Source organism: Phytobacter sp. MRY16-398, assembly GCF_003925915.1.
Lineage (GTDB): Bacteria > Pseudomonadota > Gammaproteobacteria > Enterobacterales > Enterobacteriaceae > Phytobacter > Phytobacter diazotrophicus.
In genome coordinates, this window is the sequence record NZ_AP018756.1 from 5,248,844 (window position 1) to 5,265,200 (window position 16,357).

Here is a 16,357-nt window from a genome sequence, read left to right on the forward strand (position 1 = left end):
AAAAGAGAGGCCGCTCAATTACTCTGCGACCGCTTCGGCTTTTTTCGCCAGCCCGTCCAGCAGTTTTTGATGGATGCCGCCGAATCCGCCGTTACTCATCACCAGAATGTGATCGCCAGGCAGCGCGGTTTTGAGGATCATCTCTGCCAGCGCGTCGACATCGCCACTCCAGTGCGCAGGGACCACGCACGCGTCAGCCACTTCCGCCACTTGCCACGGAATATGCTGAGGCTGCAACAGGAAGACTTCATCGGCACGCCCCAGAGAAGGCGCCAGATCGTCCTTGCAGATGCCCATTTTCATGGTGTTTGAGCGCGGCTCCAGCACCGCAATAATGCGCGCCGTTCCCCCCACTTTGCTGCGCAGGGCAGCCAGCGTCGCCAGAATCGCCGTCGGGTGATGCGCGAAATCGTCATACACCTTGACGCCATAGGCTTCACCGCGCAGTTCAAGGCGGCGACGGGCGTTCACGAACGAGCCCAACGCATCGGCAGCATCGGCTGGCGCAACCCCCACATGACGGGCAGCGGCAATCGCCATCAGACCGTTATGCATATTGTGTTCGCCGACCAGACCCCACTTCACCTGTCCGACAGATTCACCGTCCAGCAGCACTTCCCATTCAGAGGCATCGGTGGTCAGTTTTTTTGCCTGCCAGTGTCCCTGTTCGCCCACCAGCTCCTGCTCGCTCCAGCAACCCATCGCCATCGTCTGTTTCAGGTTGATGTCGCTTTCAGGCCAGATGATCTTGCCCTGCCCCGGTACGATACGCACCAGGTGGTGGAACTGTTTCTGGATCGCTTTCAGATCGTCGAAAATGTCCGCATGATCGAACTCAAGGTTATTGAGGATCAGCGTACGCGGGCAGTAATGGACGAATTTCGAACGCTTATCGAAAAACGCGCAGTCATATTCATCGGCTTCGATGACAAAAAACGGGCTTTCACCTAAGCGAGCAGACACCTCGAAGTTGCCCGGCACGCCGCCAATGACAAATCCGGGTTTATAACCGCAGGCTTCCAGAATCCAGGTCGCCATGCCTGCCGTGGTCGTTTTGCCGTGTGTGCCCGCCACTGCCAGCACCCAACGGTCACGCAACACAAAGTCATGCAGCCATTGCGGGCCTGAAACATACGGAATGTTTTTTTCCAGCACCGCCTCAACACATGGATTCCCGCGCGTCATGGCGTTGCCAATGATGACCAGGTCCGGCGCGTTATCAAGCTGACTGGCGTCGTAACCCTGAATAAGTTCAATGCCTTGCTTCTCGAGCAGGGTGCTCATCGGCGGATACACATTGGCGTCCGAACCCGTTACCTCATGACCCAGTGAGCGCGCCAGCAGCGCCAGCCCACCCATGAAGGTGCCACAAATCCCCAAAATATGAATGCGCATTCGTCTCTATCCTTCTTATCTACGGCGCACATTTTACCCTCTTGTCTCACACGACGGAAATGCATTTAAGGATAATCCGTATTGTGCTGGCGCGATTCACCTGTGCGCTAACATTTGAATCTTTGTTAATATTGTTGCAGTCACATTACTCCATATAAAATGTAGGGACAGGGTATGAAAACGTTAGGTGAATTTATTGTCGAAAAGCAGCATGAATTTTCCCATGCTACCGGTGAGCTGACTGCACTGCTCTCGGCAATAAAACTGGGTGCCAAAATCATCCATCGAGATATCAACAAAGCGGGTCTGGTTGATATCCTGGGTGCCAGTGGCGCCGAGAACGTCCAGGGTGAGGTGCAACAAAAACTCGACCTGTTTGCCAATGAAAAACTGAAAGCCGCGCTGCGTGCGCGCGATATTGTCGCGGGTATTGCCTCTGAGGAAGAGGACGAAATCGTCGTTTTCGAAGGCTGCGAACACGCGAAATATGTTGTGCTCATGGATCCACTGGACGGCTCCAGCAACATCGATGTTAACGTTTCTGTCGGTACCATCTTCTCTATCTACCGTCGTGTTACGCCGGTAGGCACACCTGTCACCGAAGAAGATTTCCTGCAGCCTGGCAATAAGCAGGTTGCCGCGGGTTATGTGGTTTACGGCTCGTCCACCATGCTGGTCTACACCACCGGCTGTGGCGTACATGCCTTCACCTATGACCCGTCCCTGGGTGTGTTCTGCCTGTGCCAGGAGCGTATGCGCTTCCCGGAAAAAGGAACCACGTACTCCATCAACGAAGGCAACTACATCAAATTCCCGCTGGGCGTGAAGAAGTATCTCAAGTTCTGTCAGGAAGAAGATAAGTCCACTCAGCGCCCGTACACCACGCGCTATATCGGCTCACTGGTGGCGGATTTCCATCGTAACCTGCTCAAAGGTGGGATCTACCTCTACCCGAGCACCGCGAGCCACCCGGAAGGAAAACTGCGTTTGCTGTATGAGTGCAACCCGATGGCGTTCCTGGCGGAACAAGCTGGCGGTAAAGCGAGTGACGGTAAAAACCGTATTCTGGATATCGTGCCGCAAAGTCTGCACCAACGCCGCCCGTTCTTCGTTGGCAATGAGCACATGGTGGATGATGTAGAACGTCTTATGCGTGAGTTCCCGGACGCGTAAGTTCGGCATCTGGTCCCGGGTGCGCTTCGCGTACCCGGGCTATAACCGGATAAGGCATTGATGCCGCATCCGGTTTTTTTTGATTAATGCACAAAAGTCCGTTTTACACGTTCAGACATCCGGAAATAGGGTATCCAGATACAGCAAGCCACGATCGCGCGAATGAGGGAGCGTGCATCGTCATAGCCAAATGGAAGGTTCATCAGCGCGTTCGCCAGCCACAAATCCACGCCCACAAACACCACGCCGTAAAGAAGAAAAATGATGTAAGTAACCGGTAACTGGCGCTTTTTGCGCAGAAAGAGACTGCCCACATAAATAACGAGCAGGAATTGCCCGATAAACCCAAAAAGCTCAAAGTAAATGACCGCAAGCCCACTGGTGGTAAAGCTACTGCTGAATTCCAGCAGGGCACGCGCGGTATTGTTAATGGCAAAAATACTCAACACTAACGCCACGAGCAGCCCCAGCGCGGGGAGATACAACCAGCCACCAATTTTCTTAAATTCTTTGGTCTCACACGCTTCGCAGAAATCGCTGCCCTTAAGCGCTTCGTTATCACACTGAATACAAATGTGTTTTCTGATCTCTTCCTGTGTGTCCATCAATCCTTACCCTGTATAAAAAATCCCGCGCGAACCTGCGCGGGGCTAATTATTATGCAGTTGGCTGCAAACGGAAAGAGGCCATCGCCTCCAGCAGTTCGCGGGACTGCTCTTCCAGCGAGCGGGTCGCGGCGGAAGATTGCTGCACCAGCGAGGCGTTTTGCTGTGCCGTTTCGTCCATCTGGCTGACTGCGATATTTACCTGCTCAATGCCACGACTCTGTTCCTGCGACGCACTGGCAATTTCACGCATCAATTTGGTCATACGCATAACTTCGGACGCGATCTCATCCATCGTTTCGCCTGCCTGCATCGCCAGGTCGCTGCCTTCGGACACATGGGCCTGAGAGCTACTGATGAGCTGGCGGATCTCTTTGGCCGCATCACCGCTGCGGCTTGCCAGGTTACGCACTTCGCCTGCCACCACGGCAAAGCCGCGCCCTTGCTCGCCTGCACGGGCCGCTTCAACGGCGGCGTTCAGCGCCAGGATGTTGGTCTGGAAGGCGATGCTGTCAATCATGCTGAGGATATCGGCGATACGGCTGGAACTGTCTGAAATATCGCGCATCTTCTCAATCACATAGCAGACCATTTCACTGCCGCGATCGGCAGTATCAGACACCGATTTCGCCAGTTGATGCGCCTGGTCGGCGTTATCCGCATTCTGTTTCACCGTGGCGGTGATCTGTTCCATGCTGGCGGCGGTCTGCTCCAGCGACGTTGCCGTTGATTCGGTACGTTGCGCCAGGTCGACGTTACCCAGCGACAATTCACGGCTGCCCGTATCGATTTGCGAGCTGGCATCACGCACGCGCGTAACGGAGTTAATGAGCGAATGACGCATATTCTCAATCGCCGCATTCAGGCGGTTGAACTCTTTACTGGCGGTACTGACGCTAACGGATGCCAGGTCTCCGGCGGCAACATGCTCCAGTTGGACAATTGAAGCATCCAGCGGTTTAAGCAGCATATGGCGCATTGCCAGCCAGGCCAGCACGATAATGCCCGCCGCGGCCAGTGCAACGACGACAATCAGCATCATCACAAAATTTTTGCTGGTCTGGACCGCGCTGACCTCAGCTTTACCACGGTTTTCGCCCCAGCTAAGAAACGCTTGAATATCGTTATCAAACTGCCGGGAAACCGGAACTAATTTGTTCTCCAGCAGATCATAATAGGCATCCGCGCTTTGTTGGTTTAACGCTGCCTGCATCGGCTTAATGCCCTGGTCCAGATACACGCTGTAGCTTTTCGCAACCTGAGCCAGCAACGCTGCGCCCTGCTCGTCATCCACGCCCGCTTTAATGACGCTATCGAGCAATTTACGCCCCTGCTCAATTTCGCTATTAATGATTTTGACTGCACTGCCTGCATCGGCGAGCAGACCAACTTCCATCATGCGTACAGCCTGGCCCGACTCATTACGCGCACGCAGAATTTGCGTATAGCCTTCATTGAGGCGCGCCATCTTCTCACCTTGCAGAACGCTAATTCGTTCCAGGGAGGAGGAGCTTTTGCTGAGGGCATAAATTCCCATGCCGCTCACCACCAGCAGCAGGAAAGTCATAATAGCGAGAAGGGAAAGCAAACCAGTACGAAGCGAGAGCGTTCTGAGCATGATAGTTTTTCCGGTAGCAGAGATTCTTTCAGGCGTAAAATAAGCCTCATTGGCAGGTTATCGACCGCCACCGGAAAAACTTTACTTCTTTTTAATTATTTCAATGTGTTACTGCCTTGTTGCCGCTGTGCTAACGCGTGTAACAGGCGAGCTCTGCCGATTCTCCCACAGCACCGTAAGACCACGTTGTAACGCGATAAAAATAAACAATAAAATGCCGATCGCGATTTTGGTCCACCAGGAACTCAGTGTTCCGTCAAAATTGATGTAGGTTTGGATCAGCCCCTGAATCGCTACACCGAACAGCGTACCCAGTACCGTGCCCACACCACCGCTCAGCAGCGTACCGCCAATGACCACCGAGGCAATCGCATCCAGTTCAACCCCCACACCGGCCAGCGCATATCCCGCCTGGGTGTAGATAGAAAAGACAATGCCTGCCAGCGTCGCCAGCCCGGTCGAGAGCATATAGATACGAATGGTAGTGCTGCGCGTTGAGATCCCCATCAGGTTCGCCGATGTTGCGCTGCCGCCAATGGCATACACTTCATTGCCAAAACGGGTTCGGTGGGCAAGGAAAATCCCGATGACCACGACTCCTAACATCAGCAGCCCCATGGCGCTCAGGCGCCCACCGCCGGGAATCAGCCACGACAGGCCGGACAGAGTGTCATAGACCGGGTGGTTAATCGGGATCGACTCTTCGGAGACCAGATAACTGACACCGCGTAAAAAGAACATCCCGGCCAGGGTAATGATGAATGCAGGGATTTTCAGCGCGTCGATCAAAAGCCCCATAAACGCGCCAAACGCACAGCCCATCACCAGCACCAGCGGGAAGGCAACCAGCGGCGATATCCCCCAGAAGCCAATGGCTTTCGCCAAAAATACCCCGGTAAAAGCAATCACCGAGCCCACGGAGAGGTCTATCCCCCCGGACAGAATCACAAAGGTCATACCGACAGCGATAATGCCCAAAAAGGCGTTATCGGTCAGGATATTACAAATGACGCGTGTGGACGCAAAACCGGGAAACTGCGTCAGGCAATAGAGATAACCCAGGATAAACACGCCCAGAGTGATCATCAGCGGTAAATTACGTTTTATCATGACCGCGCGCTCCTTTAATCAGTGCGATAAAGCGCGGCGACTGAACAATCAGTACGCACAGCACCACCACCGCTTTCACCACCTGGTTAAGCTCTGGCTGGAAGCCGGAGAGCAAAATTCCTGTATTCATGCCCTGAATAATCAGTGCCCCTACCACTGACAGCACAAGGTTAAAGCGCCCGCCCATGAGCGATGCGCCACCAATCACCACGGCGAGGATGGCATCCAGCTCCAGCCACAGACCGGCGTTGTTGGCATCAGCCCCGCGGATATCCGCCGCCACAATCACCCCGGCGATAGCCGCACATACGCCGCTTAGTACATAGGCCAGCATCACCACGGTGCGGGTATTCACCCCGGCATTTTTCGCCGCGCGGATATTAATCCCCACCGCTTCAATAAACATGCCGAGCGCCGTTTTACGGGTAAACAGCCAGAAGATAACCAGTGTGGCCAGTGCGATGATGACCGGTGTCGGGAACAGCAAGAGCTTACCGCTACCAATCCAGGCCAGATTGGGCGCGTTGAAAGTGACGATTTGCCCGGAGGTAATCAGTTGCGCCACCCCGCGTCCGGCCACCATCAAAATCAGCGTGGCGACGAACGGCTGGATCTTTAAAACCGCCACCAGAACGCCGTTCCACAGACCGGCGAGGATCCCCGTCCCCAGCGCGGCAAGCAGCACTATCGGCAAGCCGTATCCGGCCACGGTCATTGACGCGGCGGTCGCCCCGGCGATGGCCATTACCGCACCAACGGAAAGGTCGATCCCCCCGGTCGCGATCACCAGCGTCATGCCAATGGCCAGTAACGCCACGGGCGCGGCACGGTTGAGAATATCAATCGGGCTGCCGAACAGGCGGCCATCCTGTAACACAATCTGGAAGAAATGGGGCGCCACCAGGCTATCCACCACGAGCACCAGAATCAGCGCCAGTATTTGTGGCGTCCCTGTGGGCCACTTAAAGCGGCGCTTCGGCTGCCCGGTTTGCGGGAGTGATTGAGGCATCACACTGTACTCCTTATGCCGCAATGGCATTCATGATCGCCGGGACCGACAGCTCAGCAAGCGGGATTTCCGCTATTTGCTTGCGATCGCGCATGATAATTACCCGGTCAGCGTAGCCCACCAGCTCTTCCAGTTCCGAAGAGATAACCAGTAGCGCCAGGCCGTCCGCGCACAACGTTTCAATCAGGCGGATGATTTCCGCATGCGCCCCGACGTCGATGCCACGCGTTGGCTCATCGAGGATCAGGAACTGCGGTTTGGTCAGCAGCCAGCGGGAAAGGAGCACCTTCTGTTGGTTGCCGCCGGAGAGAAACTCAATCGGCTGTTCCGCACTCGGCGTACGGATCCCTAACTGGCGGATAAAGCGCTCCGCAATGGCGTTTTGATCGCGCCGGGGAATTGGCCGTAGCCAGCCGCGCTGCGCCTGCAACGCGAGAACGATATTTTCCCGCACGGAGGCGGCGGCAATAATGCCGTCCGTTTTACGGTCTTCAGGGCAAAAACCGATACCGAGGCAGGAGGCCTGATGCGGTGAGCGCAGCGTCTGGGGCTTACCCTTGATCATCGCATTGCCGCTGTCGGCGGGCTTAATCCCGAAGATAACCTCGGCGGTTTCGGTGCGCCCGGAACCCAATAGCCCGGCCAGGCCTACGATCTCACCGGGACGAACCTCCAGATCGAACGGTGCTATCAGCCCTTTCTTACCGAAGCCTTTAAATGCCGCGACGGGTTTTTCGCTCAACAGGGTACGTCCCGCACGTTGCAGGGCGTTATTGTCCAGTTCGCGTCCCAGCATCATTTTTACCAGCTCAATTTGCGGCAGTTCTCGCGTGTCGCGGCAGCCAACAAAGCTGCCATTACGCAGAACCGTGATGCGATCGCTCACCTCGTAAACCTGGTCCAGGAAGTGGGTCACGAAAATCAGCGCAACACCTTGCGCGCGGAGCTGGCGCATCAGGGTGAAGAGCATTTCTACTTCCTGGGTATCCAGGCTGGCGGTGGGTTCATCCAGGATCAGCACTTTGGCAGAGAGATCGATGGCACGGCAGATCGCCACAATCTGCTGCATGGCGACGGAATAACGGTTGAGCGGCTCGCGCACATCGAGGGAAAAGCCATAAGACGCCATTAACTCGGTGGCGCGTCTTTCCATCTCTTTGCGACATATAAAGCCGAAACGACGCGGTTCGCGCCCAATAAACAGGTTATCCGCTACCGACATGTTCGGCAGCAGGTTGACTTCCTGGTACACCGTACCAATGCCCAGTTGCTGCGCATGGGCGGTGTTTTTAGGCCGGATTTCATTGCCTTCCAGCCAGATGGTGCCGCTGTTTGCATGGTAGACGCCCGTTAAGGCTTTAATCAGCGTGGATTTTCCCGCACCGTTTTCACCGAGTAACGCCATGATTTCGCCCCGACGCAGACTGAAATTGACGTTATCCAGCGCTTTAACGCCCGGGAAGTACTGGCAAAGCCCCTCTGTACGGAGGATCTCCTGGTGTTGTTCGGTGGTCATTGTTTTCTCCCCCTCACCCTGACCCTCTCCCCGGAGGGGAGAGGGGATAGATAGTGCCAGCCCGTCGACACCCTCTCCCCTCCGGGGAGAGGGCTGGGGTGAGGGGCAGAGCGATAAAGGCATTAATAGCCCATGTTTTTCTTTTTCTCTAACTCTTCTTTCGCCGTATCCGGCAGGTAGAGCGTGGATTTGGTGATGGTCAGCTTCTCAGGCAGAGTGCCGTCTTTTTTGTATTTTTCCAGCGCATCAAACGCCGGTCCGGCCATGTTCGGCGTCAGTTCCACGCTGGCATTGGCTTCACCGTCGATCATCGCTTTGTAGATATCCGGCACGCCGTCAATAGAGCCCGTCAGGATGTCTTTGCCCGGTTTCAGACCTGCTTCTTTGATGGCCTGAATGGCACCGATCACCATGTCATCGTTATGGGCATAAACCATGCAGATGTTTTTGCCGTTGTTCTCCGCTTTGATAAAGCTTTCCATGACCTCTTTCCCTTTACTGCGGGTGAAGTCGCCGGATTGAGAACGAATGATTTTGATGTTGGACGCTTTAGAAATGGCATCGGCAAAGCCTTTCTTACGGTCAATCGCCACGCTCGCGCCTACGGTGCCCTGTAGTTCAACCACGTTACACGGTTTGCCGGCGACGGTTTTCACCAGCCAGTCACCAATGAGTTGCCCTTCCAGCACGTTATTGGCGGTCACGGTGGTCATATAGAGGGATTTATCTTTCACATCAATTGAGCGGTCGAGCAGGAATACCGGGATTTTTGCATCTTTCGCTTCTTTCAGTACCGGCTCCCAGCCTGTTGCCACAACAGGTGCAATAAAGATGGCGTCCACGCCCTGGGCAATGAACGAACGCACCGCTTTGATCTGGTTTTCCTGTTTTTGCTGACCGTCAGCAATTTTCAGGGTAATACCGCGTTTTTGAGCTTCGCTTTTAGCGACGTTGGTTTCGGCGGCTCGCCAGCCGGATTCTGATCCGACCTGCGAAAATCCCACGGTTAACGGGGCGGCCATCGCCATAGACGACATGGCTGCTGAAACTGCTGTGACAAGAAGTAAGCGCTTCCACATAGGTGTATCCTCGTAGGGTTATTGTTGGCTACAACTTCGCCTGCGGGAAAACTATAGACAATTGGAGATGTAACAGAATGCGTTACATCACAAATCAGAAAAGTGAATGAATTGTTAGTTGCCAGTTGAGATCTGGCGCGCGAAAAGAGCCAGGTCGATCGCCTCTGCATCATGCTTTGAAAACACACAAATTTTCATTCAAAGCCACGTCCAATTTATGCAGTGTAATCGCTTTCACAATTTTATTCAGGATGCAGCTATCTTTATGGATAATCCGGCTACATTTTTAGAAAAAAAAGGAGGTGTCAGGCGTGTCGCAATGTAAAACAAGCAAAGACATTCCCGATGAGTTGGCTATAATACCCGGCACTTGTTTGCCACACATTTTAAAGGAAACAAACATGAGCTTACTCAACGTCCCGGCGGGCAAAGATCTGCCAGAAGATATCTACGTTATTATCGAAATCCCGGCTAACGCAGATCCGATCAAATACGAAGTCGATAAAGACAGCGGCGCGCTGTTCGTTGACCGTTTCATGTCCACTGCGATGTTCTATCCGTGCAACTACGGCTACATCAACCACACCCTGTCCCTGGACGGTGACCCGGTAGACGTGCTGGTCCCAACGCCGTACCCGCTGGAACCCGGCTCTGTCATTCGCTGCCGTCCGGTTGGCGTGCTGAAAATGACCGACGAATCTGGTGAAGATGCCAAACTGGTTGCTGTACCGCACACCAAACTGAGCAAAGAGTACGATCACATTAAAGATGTGAACGACCTGCCAGAACTGCTGAAAGCACAGATCACTCACTTCTTCGAACACTACAAAGACCTCGAAAAAGGCAAATGGGTGAAAGTAGACGGTTGGGACAACGCTGAAGCGGCTAAAGCTGAAATCGTTGCTTCCTTCGAGCGCGCTGCGAAGAAGTAATCCGTTTTATCTGAAAAACCCTGAACGCGGATAACGGCGGACAGGGTTTTTTTATGTCTTATTCCTCTGTACTTCTCTGTTCCTGCCCTTTCAGCGCCCGTTTCTTAATTTGTCATAAAAATGTCACAAAATTCTTTTCCCATGCGTTTGAACAATATAACCCAAACCCGCCCCACAACAGCCTTCCGACCTCTGTAAAGTCCGTCCCACGCGGGTCGATACCCCTTTTGTGACCGTGCTCTTTCATTCCACCGGGGAACAACATGAAACTTAACCACTTCACAATTGGGCAACGACTCGGCCTGATGGCAACACTGTTACTGCTGGCAACGCTGTTTATCGGCTTGCGGGGGCTGGCGATAAACAGTGACAGCTTTGGGCAAAACCAGAAAATGATGGCAACGGAAAAAGTGCTTGTTGAGAGCATTGATACCGCGCGTAACGCCCAGGTGCAGTTCAAAATCCAGGTTCAGGAATGGAAGAACACGCTACTACGCGGCTCTCAGGGACAAGAGACTTTTGATAAATACAAAGCCGCCTTTGTTTCCCAGAGCCAAAAAACGCAGCAATTGCTGGAAAAACTGAGCGCGATGTTGCCACAACTTGGCATGGATAACGCGCAGGTTGAACAGACTCGCAAGCTCCATGCTGAGCTTGAAGCACACTACCTGAGCGCACTACAGCAATACGATCTGAGCGACCCTACCAGCGCCCAACGCGTCGACAAACTGGTGACCGGCATTGATCGGGAGCCAACACGGATGATTGACGAGGTAGTAGACCGGACGCTGAAACACGCCAATGCCATTCACGTGGAGACGGACGCGCGCAACCTGGCGCAATATCAGCAAACCCGCCTGATGTTGCTGATCGCCATGGCGCTGACCATGCTGGCCGGTGGGATTATCACCTGGTGGCTGGTGCGCAGCATTACCCATCCGCTGGCACAAGCCGTTACCGTTGCCCGCACGGTGGCCTCTGGTGATTTGCAGACAACCTTTAATATCTCCGGGCGCGACGAGACAGCCGAACTGATGCACGCCTTGCAGGAGATGAACGGCAACCTGACCCGCATCGTCCACGGGGTTCGCCACAGTACGGAATCCATAGCCTCGGCATCGGTGCAAATTGCCACCGGTAGCCGGGAACTCTCTTCACGTAACGAGGCGCAGGCGAGCGCGCTGGAAGAAACGGCCGCCTCCATGGAGGAGCTCACCTCTGTGGTGAAAAGCAACGCCGAGAACTCGCGTTTTGCCAGCACTATCGCCCGCGATGCATTCACTATCGCAGGTCAGGGCGGGCAAGCCGTGGAGCGCGTGGTGCAAACCATGAGCGACATCCACCAGCTCTCCAGCCAGATTAATAACATCATCGGTGTGATTGACAGTATTGCCTTCCAGACCAACATCCTGGCGCTGAATGCCGCCGTCGAGGCCGCACGCGCGGGTGCCGAAGGACGAGGTTTCGCTGTCGTTGCCTCCGAAGTCCGCGCCCTGGCGCAACGTTCTGCCTCTGCGGCGCGGGATATTCGTAACCTGATCGACAATTCCGTTAACCGTATCGCCGAAGGGAACGCGCAGGTACAAAGCGCCGGTTCCGCAATGACCGAGATTTTGCGTAGCGTGCAGCAGGTGAGCGAGCTGGTGGAGTCCATTTCCGCCGCCAGCAAAGAGCAGAGCACCGGAATCGATCAGGTGAACGTGGCGGTGACGCATATGGATACCGCAACCCAGCAGAACGCCACGCTGTCGCAGGAATCGTCGGCTGCCGCGCATCAAATGCAGCGCCAGGCAGAAGAGCTGTTAGAAGCCGTAAGCCAGTTCAAATTGCGGCAAAACGCCGCGTAATCAGCAGCAGCGCCATTCGCCTTTGGGTCGGAGGGCGCTGCATCTCCCCCGCTTTCATTGACTGTGCGATTCTTTATCCCCGAATTCATCACGCTTTGGTAAACATATGCCTCTACAATGCATACCGTTGTGTGATTGCCCCCCTGCCCCGAAATAACCACAAGGAAACGTATCTCTATGCCACGGTTTCGTTTGCACTTTATCTCCCTGCTGACCGCCTTTTGCCTGCCCGCTTTTGCTCACCCGCTCACGCTGGAGACCGTAAAAAAAGCTGAGGACCAGCTTAACGCACGAGTGGGCTATGCTGAATTGAGCCTCGCCAACGGTCAGATGCTGGGCAGCTATCGTCCACAAGAACGTTTTCCCATGATGAGTACTTTTAAAGTGCTACTGTGCGGCGCGGTCTTATCGCGGGTGGATGCCGGGCAGGAGCAGCTTGCCCGTCGTATACAGTATCGTAAGCAGGACCTGGTCGCGTACTCGCCGGTAACGGAAAAACACCTTACCGACGGGATGACCGTGGCCGAACTGTGCAGCGCCGCCATCACAATGAGTGATAACACGGCGGGCAACCTGCTGCTGTCTGCGATCGGTGGACCGTCAGAACTTACGGCGTTCCTGCGTAAAGCGGGCGATCGGGTCACCCGTCTCGACCGATGGGAAACCGCGTTGAATGAAGCGTTGCCTGGCGATGAGCGTGATACGACAACGCCTGAGGCCATGGCGCAGATGCTGCGCCAGCTTCTCAACGGCAAGATACTGACACCAGCATCACAGCAGCAATTAATGGCCTGGATGGAAGCAGATAAAGTCGGTGGGCCGCTGATTCGCTCGGTCATGCCTGCGGGCTGGTTTATCGCCGATAAAACGGGAGCGGGGGAACGGGGTTCTCGCGGTATTGTTGCCGCGCTGGGGCCTGATGGCAAACCGGCCCGCATCGTCGTTATCTACATCACCGAAACGCAGGCGACCATGGACGAACGAAACAAAAAAATCGCCGACATCGGCGCATCGCTGATTAAGCACTGGTAACCGGACAACGCCTGCAGGACAAAAAACAACGCCACCCGAAGGTGGCGTTGGCACACATCCAGTTCATTACTGTATGGGTGCAGACTGAGTCTTAAGCTTCTGTATTCGCGCCCAGGCCTCCGGCGCGTATTTCTCAACGTACTGTTTCGAAAGTACCTTCGCCTGCGCACGTTCCTCAGCGGTCATTTTCTTCTCGAGAAAAATACTGTTTTGCGCCGCAAAGGGATTCATATCATTGGCTGAGGACGTATCAAACCAGGCCCACGCCTGCACACGATCGCGCTTAACGCCCTGCCCATCCCGGTACATTTCCCCTAACAGGAGCTGTGCCTCGCTGAGCCCCTGTTCAGCGGCCTTACGCACCCAGTTCGCTGCCTGAGCTTCGTCCTTCTCTACCCCTTTTCCGTACAGGTAGACATAACCGAGGTTGTACTGACCAATGCGAAAGCCCTTTTCGGCTGCCTTGCGGTATAACGCCACGGCTTTACGCTGCTCTTCTTTCGTACCATGTCCGTACAGCGCACCGAGATTCACCTGTGCATGAAGATCGCCCTGTTCTGCGGCTTTGTTGTACCAGATAATGGCCTGCTCGCGATTGTATTTGACGCCCTCAGTGCCGCTGCTATACAGCTCGGCCAGGCGGAACTGCCCGATGGCGTTTCCTTGTTCAGCCGATTTTTGATACCACGCCAGCGCCTGCGGCCCGTCTTTTTCACCCCCCAGGCCTTTCTCGTACAGATAACCCAGGCGATGCTGTGCAGCGCTATTTCCCTGTTCTGCGGCTTTGCCAAACCACTTGCGCGCCAGGACGTAGTCCTGTTCCACACCGCTCCCGTCAAGGTACATGGTGCCAAGGTTCATTTGCCCCCTGGCATCCCCCTGCGCCGCAGCCAGCCGATACCAGGCTACCGCTTGTAGAAGATTTTTTTCGACGCCCAGGCCACGTTCATACAGAATCCCCAAACTCTCCTGCGCAGTTGCATCGCCTTGCTCCGCCGCTTTCCGATACCATTCGCGGGCTTGTACATAGTCTTGTTCAACGCCTTCACCATGATAATAAAGCGAGGCAAGTGAAGTTTGTGCGGCTGCGAATCCTTGTTCGGCCGATTTCAAATACCAGTGTTTGGCCAGCCCGTAGTCCTTTTCGACACCACTCCCCTTGTAATAAAGACTGCCCAAATTCGATTGAGCGACGTCATAACCTTTTTCTGCTGCTTTGCGGTACAACTGTGCCGCCACAGCGGGATCCTTTTCAACACCCAATCCCTGAACGTACATCACGCCCAACTGATTGTAGGCTTCGGCATTCCCTTGTTCAGCGGATTTGCGATACCACGCCAGCGCCAGAGCATAATCCTGAGCGACACCATCCCCCTCTAAATACGCGTATCCCATACTGCATTGTGCGTTAGCCAACCCCTGCTCAGCGGCTTTACGGTGCCACATCACCGCCTCATGGCTATCCGCCGCAACGCCATGCCCTTTCCGGTAGAGCACCGCAAGATTTTGTTGTGCCTGCGGCAATCCCTTCACCGCCGCTTTCCGATACCACTGTGCCGCCTGTGCATAATCCTGCGCGACGCCTTCGCCATTCGCATAACGCAGGCCCATCACATATTCTGCGGGAGTGTACCCCTGCTGCGCCGCACGCTGGAACCAGCGTAAGGCCTTTTCTACATCCCTCGCCGTTTCATTACCCTGAAAGTAACGGTATCCCAACTCCAGTTGCGCTTTCGCGTCCCCGCTTTCCGCCCGTTGCTGCACATCGTTAAATGAAGATGCGCTCCAGGTCGGCGAGGAAATGGTCAACATGCCAACCAGCAGCAATGCAAAAATAGATTTGTTCATGCCATATCGTCCTTGTTAAGCGTGAGTGCGTTTTATGGCACGGCTCAACCAGGCAATATAGAAAAATCGCGGAAGGAAACGGTTATTTAGGAAGGTATTCAGGAATAAATATCCTCCGGCATAGCCGGAGGTTTTTCAGATGCGCCTGTAAGGCTCTGTTACCAGCCGCGCCCTAACAGGCGCATACGATCTGACATTTGCATCAAACTTCCTTACTTACGGCCCGTAAACGGGCTGCCCGGATAAGGGATCGACAACTGCTCACCCATTTTATCCTCCTCAAGCTGGTGCTTTATGTATTCCTGTATCTTCGCTGTGTTCTTCCCTACCGTATCCACGTAGTATCCCCGACACCAGAACTCCCTGTTCCTGTATTTGAATTTCAGATCTCCGAACTGCTCATAAAGCATCAGACTGCTTTTCCCTTTCAGATATCCCATAAAGCCGGATACGCTCATTTTGGGCGGGATTTCCACAAGCATATGGATATGATCTGCACAGCATTCAGCTTCCAGGATCCGTACGTTTTTCCACTCACACAGCTTTCTTAAAATGCTGCCTATCGCCAGACGTTTCTCTCCGTAGAACGCCTGTCTTCGGTATTTCGGCGCAAAAACTATGTGATATTTACAGTTCCAGCGGGTGTGCGCTAAGCTCTTTTCGTCCCCCATCGGGACCCCCTTTTGATTTCTTGTTGAACTTTTGCAGTTGCCAGACCGCAAGCTGTTTTAACAAATCAAAAGGGGTTTTAATAACTGGCTTAAAGCTGAAAGCTTTCCGGAACCCCCAGCCTAGCTGGGGGTTTTCTATAGACAAAAACAACGCCACCCGAAGGTGGCGTGTTTGTATTAATACTGGTCTCTGTCTAACCAGTTGCCGGTAGGGATAAACGTTTTCCCCTCCACCGGCCGTTGGTACACATACATCCAGGCGCTGCCATAAGGCGTCTGGATAAGCTGCCGTTTATATTCGCCCCCAGCGGTACGTAGCGCGTCCAGTTCGCCAAGCGTTGTCGCATCAATGCGGTAAACTTCACCCAGCACACTGCCATCACCCGGTACAGCGCCAGGGTAGTGCCCCAGACTGTAGAGTTGATAATCTTCAACGCAATAATCGCCCAGCCACTGAGCATTGGTCATCCAGTGGCTGTTGCCTTGCTTGCGTCGTAAACTGCCGTAGACAAATATTCGCAT

At 54.3% G+C, this 16,357-nt stretch carries 14 protein-coding genes; 4 read left to right on the forward strand and 10 right to left on the reverse strand.

Going from position 1 to position 16,357, the window contains the following annotated elements:
• Positions 1-18: 18 nt before the first annotated feature.
• The gene (gene mpl, locus MRY16398_RS25620; protein ID WP_039077756.1) at positions 19-1,395 is read right to left on the reverse strand and encodes a UDP-N-acetylmuramate:L-alanyl-gamma-D-glutamyl-meso-diaminopimelate ligase; all 1,377 of its coding nucleotides are present in this window, start codon (positions 1,393-1,395) and stop codon (positions 19-21) included.
• A 174-nt stretch (positions 1,396-1,569) separates the two neighbouring features.
• On the opposite strand from mpl, the gene fbp reads away from it, so the two are divergent.
• Positions 1,570-2,568: a class 1 fructose-bisphosphatase gene (gene fbp, locus MRY16398_RS25625; protein WP_039077757.1), complete on the forward strand. Its 999-nt coding sequence runs from the start codon at positions 1,570-1,572 to the stop codon at positions 2,566-2,568.
• Between the two features lie 83 nt (positions 2,569-2,651).
• Here fbp and MRY16398_RS25630 read toward each other — a convergent pair whose 3' ends face one another.
• The 6 genes from MRY16398_RS25630 to ytfQ all read right to left on the reverse strand — a co-directional run bounded on the left by MRY16398_RS25630 (position 2,652) and on the right by ytfQ (position 9,505).
• On the reverse strand, positions 2,652-3,173 hold the full coding sequence (locus MRY16398_RS25630) for a DUF2569 domain-containing protein (protein WP_125125456.1): 522 nt from the start codon (positions 3,171-3,173) through the stop codon (positions 2,652-2,654).
• A gap of 52 nt (positions 3,174-3,225) precedes the next feature.
• Positions 3,226-4,791: a methyl-accepting chemotaxis protein gene (locus tag MRY16398_RS25635; RefSeq protein WP_125125457.1), complete on the reverse strand. Its 1,566-nt coding sequence runs from the start codon at positions 4,789-4,791 to the stop codon at positions 3,226-3,228.
• A gap of 108 nt (positions 4,792-4,899) precedes the next feature.
• Complete coding sequence (yjfF, locus tag MRY16398_RS25640; protein ID WP_039077760.1) at positions 4,900-5,901, reverse strand: galactofuranose ABC transporter, permease protein YjfF; 1,002 nt, start codon at positions 5,899-5,901, stop codon at positions 4,900-4,902.
• Positions 5,888-6,913: a galactofuranose ABC transporter, ATP-binding protein YtfT gene (gene ytfT, locus MRY16398_RS25645; protein ID WP_107223524.1), complete on the reverse strand. Its 1,026-nt coding sequence runs from the start codon at positions 6,911-6,913 to the stop codon at positions 5,888-5,890. Before ytfT ends, yjfF begins: the two co-directional genes overlap by 14 nt.
• Before the next feature lie 10 nt (positions 6,914-6,923).
• Positions 6,924-8,426 (reverse strand): galactofuranose ABC transporter, ATP-binding protein YtfR, encoded by a 1,503-nt coding sequence (gene ytfR, locus MRY16398_RS25650; RefSeq protein WP_039077762.1) that lies wholly within the window; start codon positions 8,424-8,426, stop codon positions 6,924-6,926.
• A 122-nt stretch (positions 8,427-8,548) separates the two neighbouring features.
• The gene (ytfQ, locus tag MRY16398_RS25655) at positions 8,549-9,505 is read right to left on the reverse strand and encodes a galactofuranose ABC transporter substrate-binding protein YtfQ (RefSeq protein WP_039077763.1); all 957 of its coding nucleotides are present in this window, start codon (positions 9,503-9,505) and stop codon (positions 8,549-8,551) included.
• Between the two features lie 401 nt (positions 9,506-9,906).
• On the opposite strand from ytfQ, the gene ppa reads away from it, so the two are divergent.
• The 3 genes from ppa (at position 9,907) to bla (ending at position 13,316) form a co-directional block, all read left to right on the forward strand.
• Positions 9,907-10,437, forward strand: a complete 531-nt coding sequence (gene ppa, locus MRY16398_RS25660; RefSeq protein WP_039077764.1) for an inorganic diphosphatase — start codon at positions 9,907-9,909, stop codon at positions 10,435-10,437.
• A gap of 263 nt (positions 10,438-10,700) precedes the next feature.
• Positions 10,701-12,284 (forward strand): methyl-accepting chemotaxis protein, encoded by a 1,584-nt coding sequence (locus MRY16398_RS25665; RefSeq protein ID WP_125125458.1) that lies wholly within the window; start codon positions 10,701-10,703, stop codon positions 12,282-12,284.
• A 177-nt stretch (positions 12,285-12,461) separates the two neighbouring features.
• Positions 12,462-13,316, forward strand: a complete 855-nt coding sequence (gene bla / locus MRY16398_RS25670; protein ID WP_125125459.1) for a class A beta-lactamase — start codon at positions 12,462-12,464, stop codon at positions 13,314-13,316.
• A gap of 66 nt (positions 13,317-13,382) precedes the next feature.
• Here the strand turns inward: bla and MRY16398_RS25675 are convergent, their stop codons facing one another.
• The 3 genes from MRY16398_RS25675 to MRY16398_RS25695 form a co-directional block, all read right to left on the reverse strand.
• The gene (locus MRY16398_RS25675; RefSeq protein ID WP_125125460.1) at positions 13,383-15,164 is read right to left on the reverse strand and encodes an SEL1-like repeat protein; all 1,782 of its coding nucleotides are present in this window, start codon (positions 15,162-15,164) and stop codon (positions 13,383-13,385) included.
• Between the two features lie 212 nt (positions 15,165-15,376).
• Positions 15,377-15,835, reverse strand: coding sequence for an IS200/IS605 family transposase (gene tnpA / locus MRY16398_RS25685; RefSeq protein ID WP_038918153.1), 459 nt, complete (start codon positions 15,833-15,835; stop codon positions 15,377-15,379).
• Between the two features lie 177 nt (positions 15,836-16,012).
• Positions 16,013-16,357: a gamma-glutamylcyclotransferase family protein gene (locus tag MRY16398_RS25695; RefSeq protein ID WP_039077766.1), complete on the reverse strand. Its 345-nt coding sequence runs from the start codon at positions 16,355-16,357 to the stop codon at positions 16,013-16,015.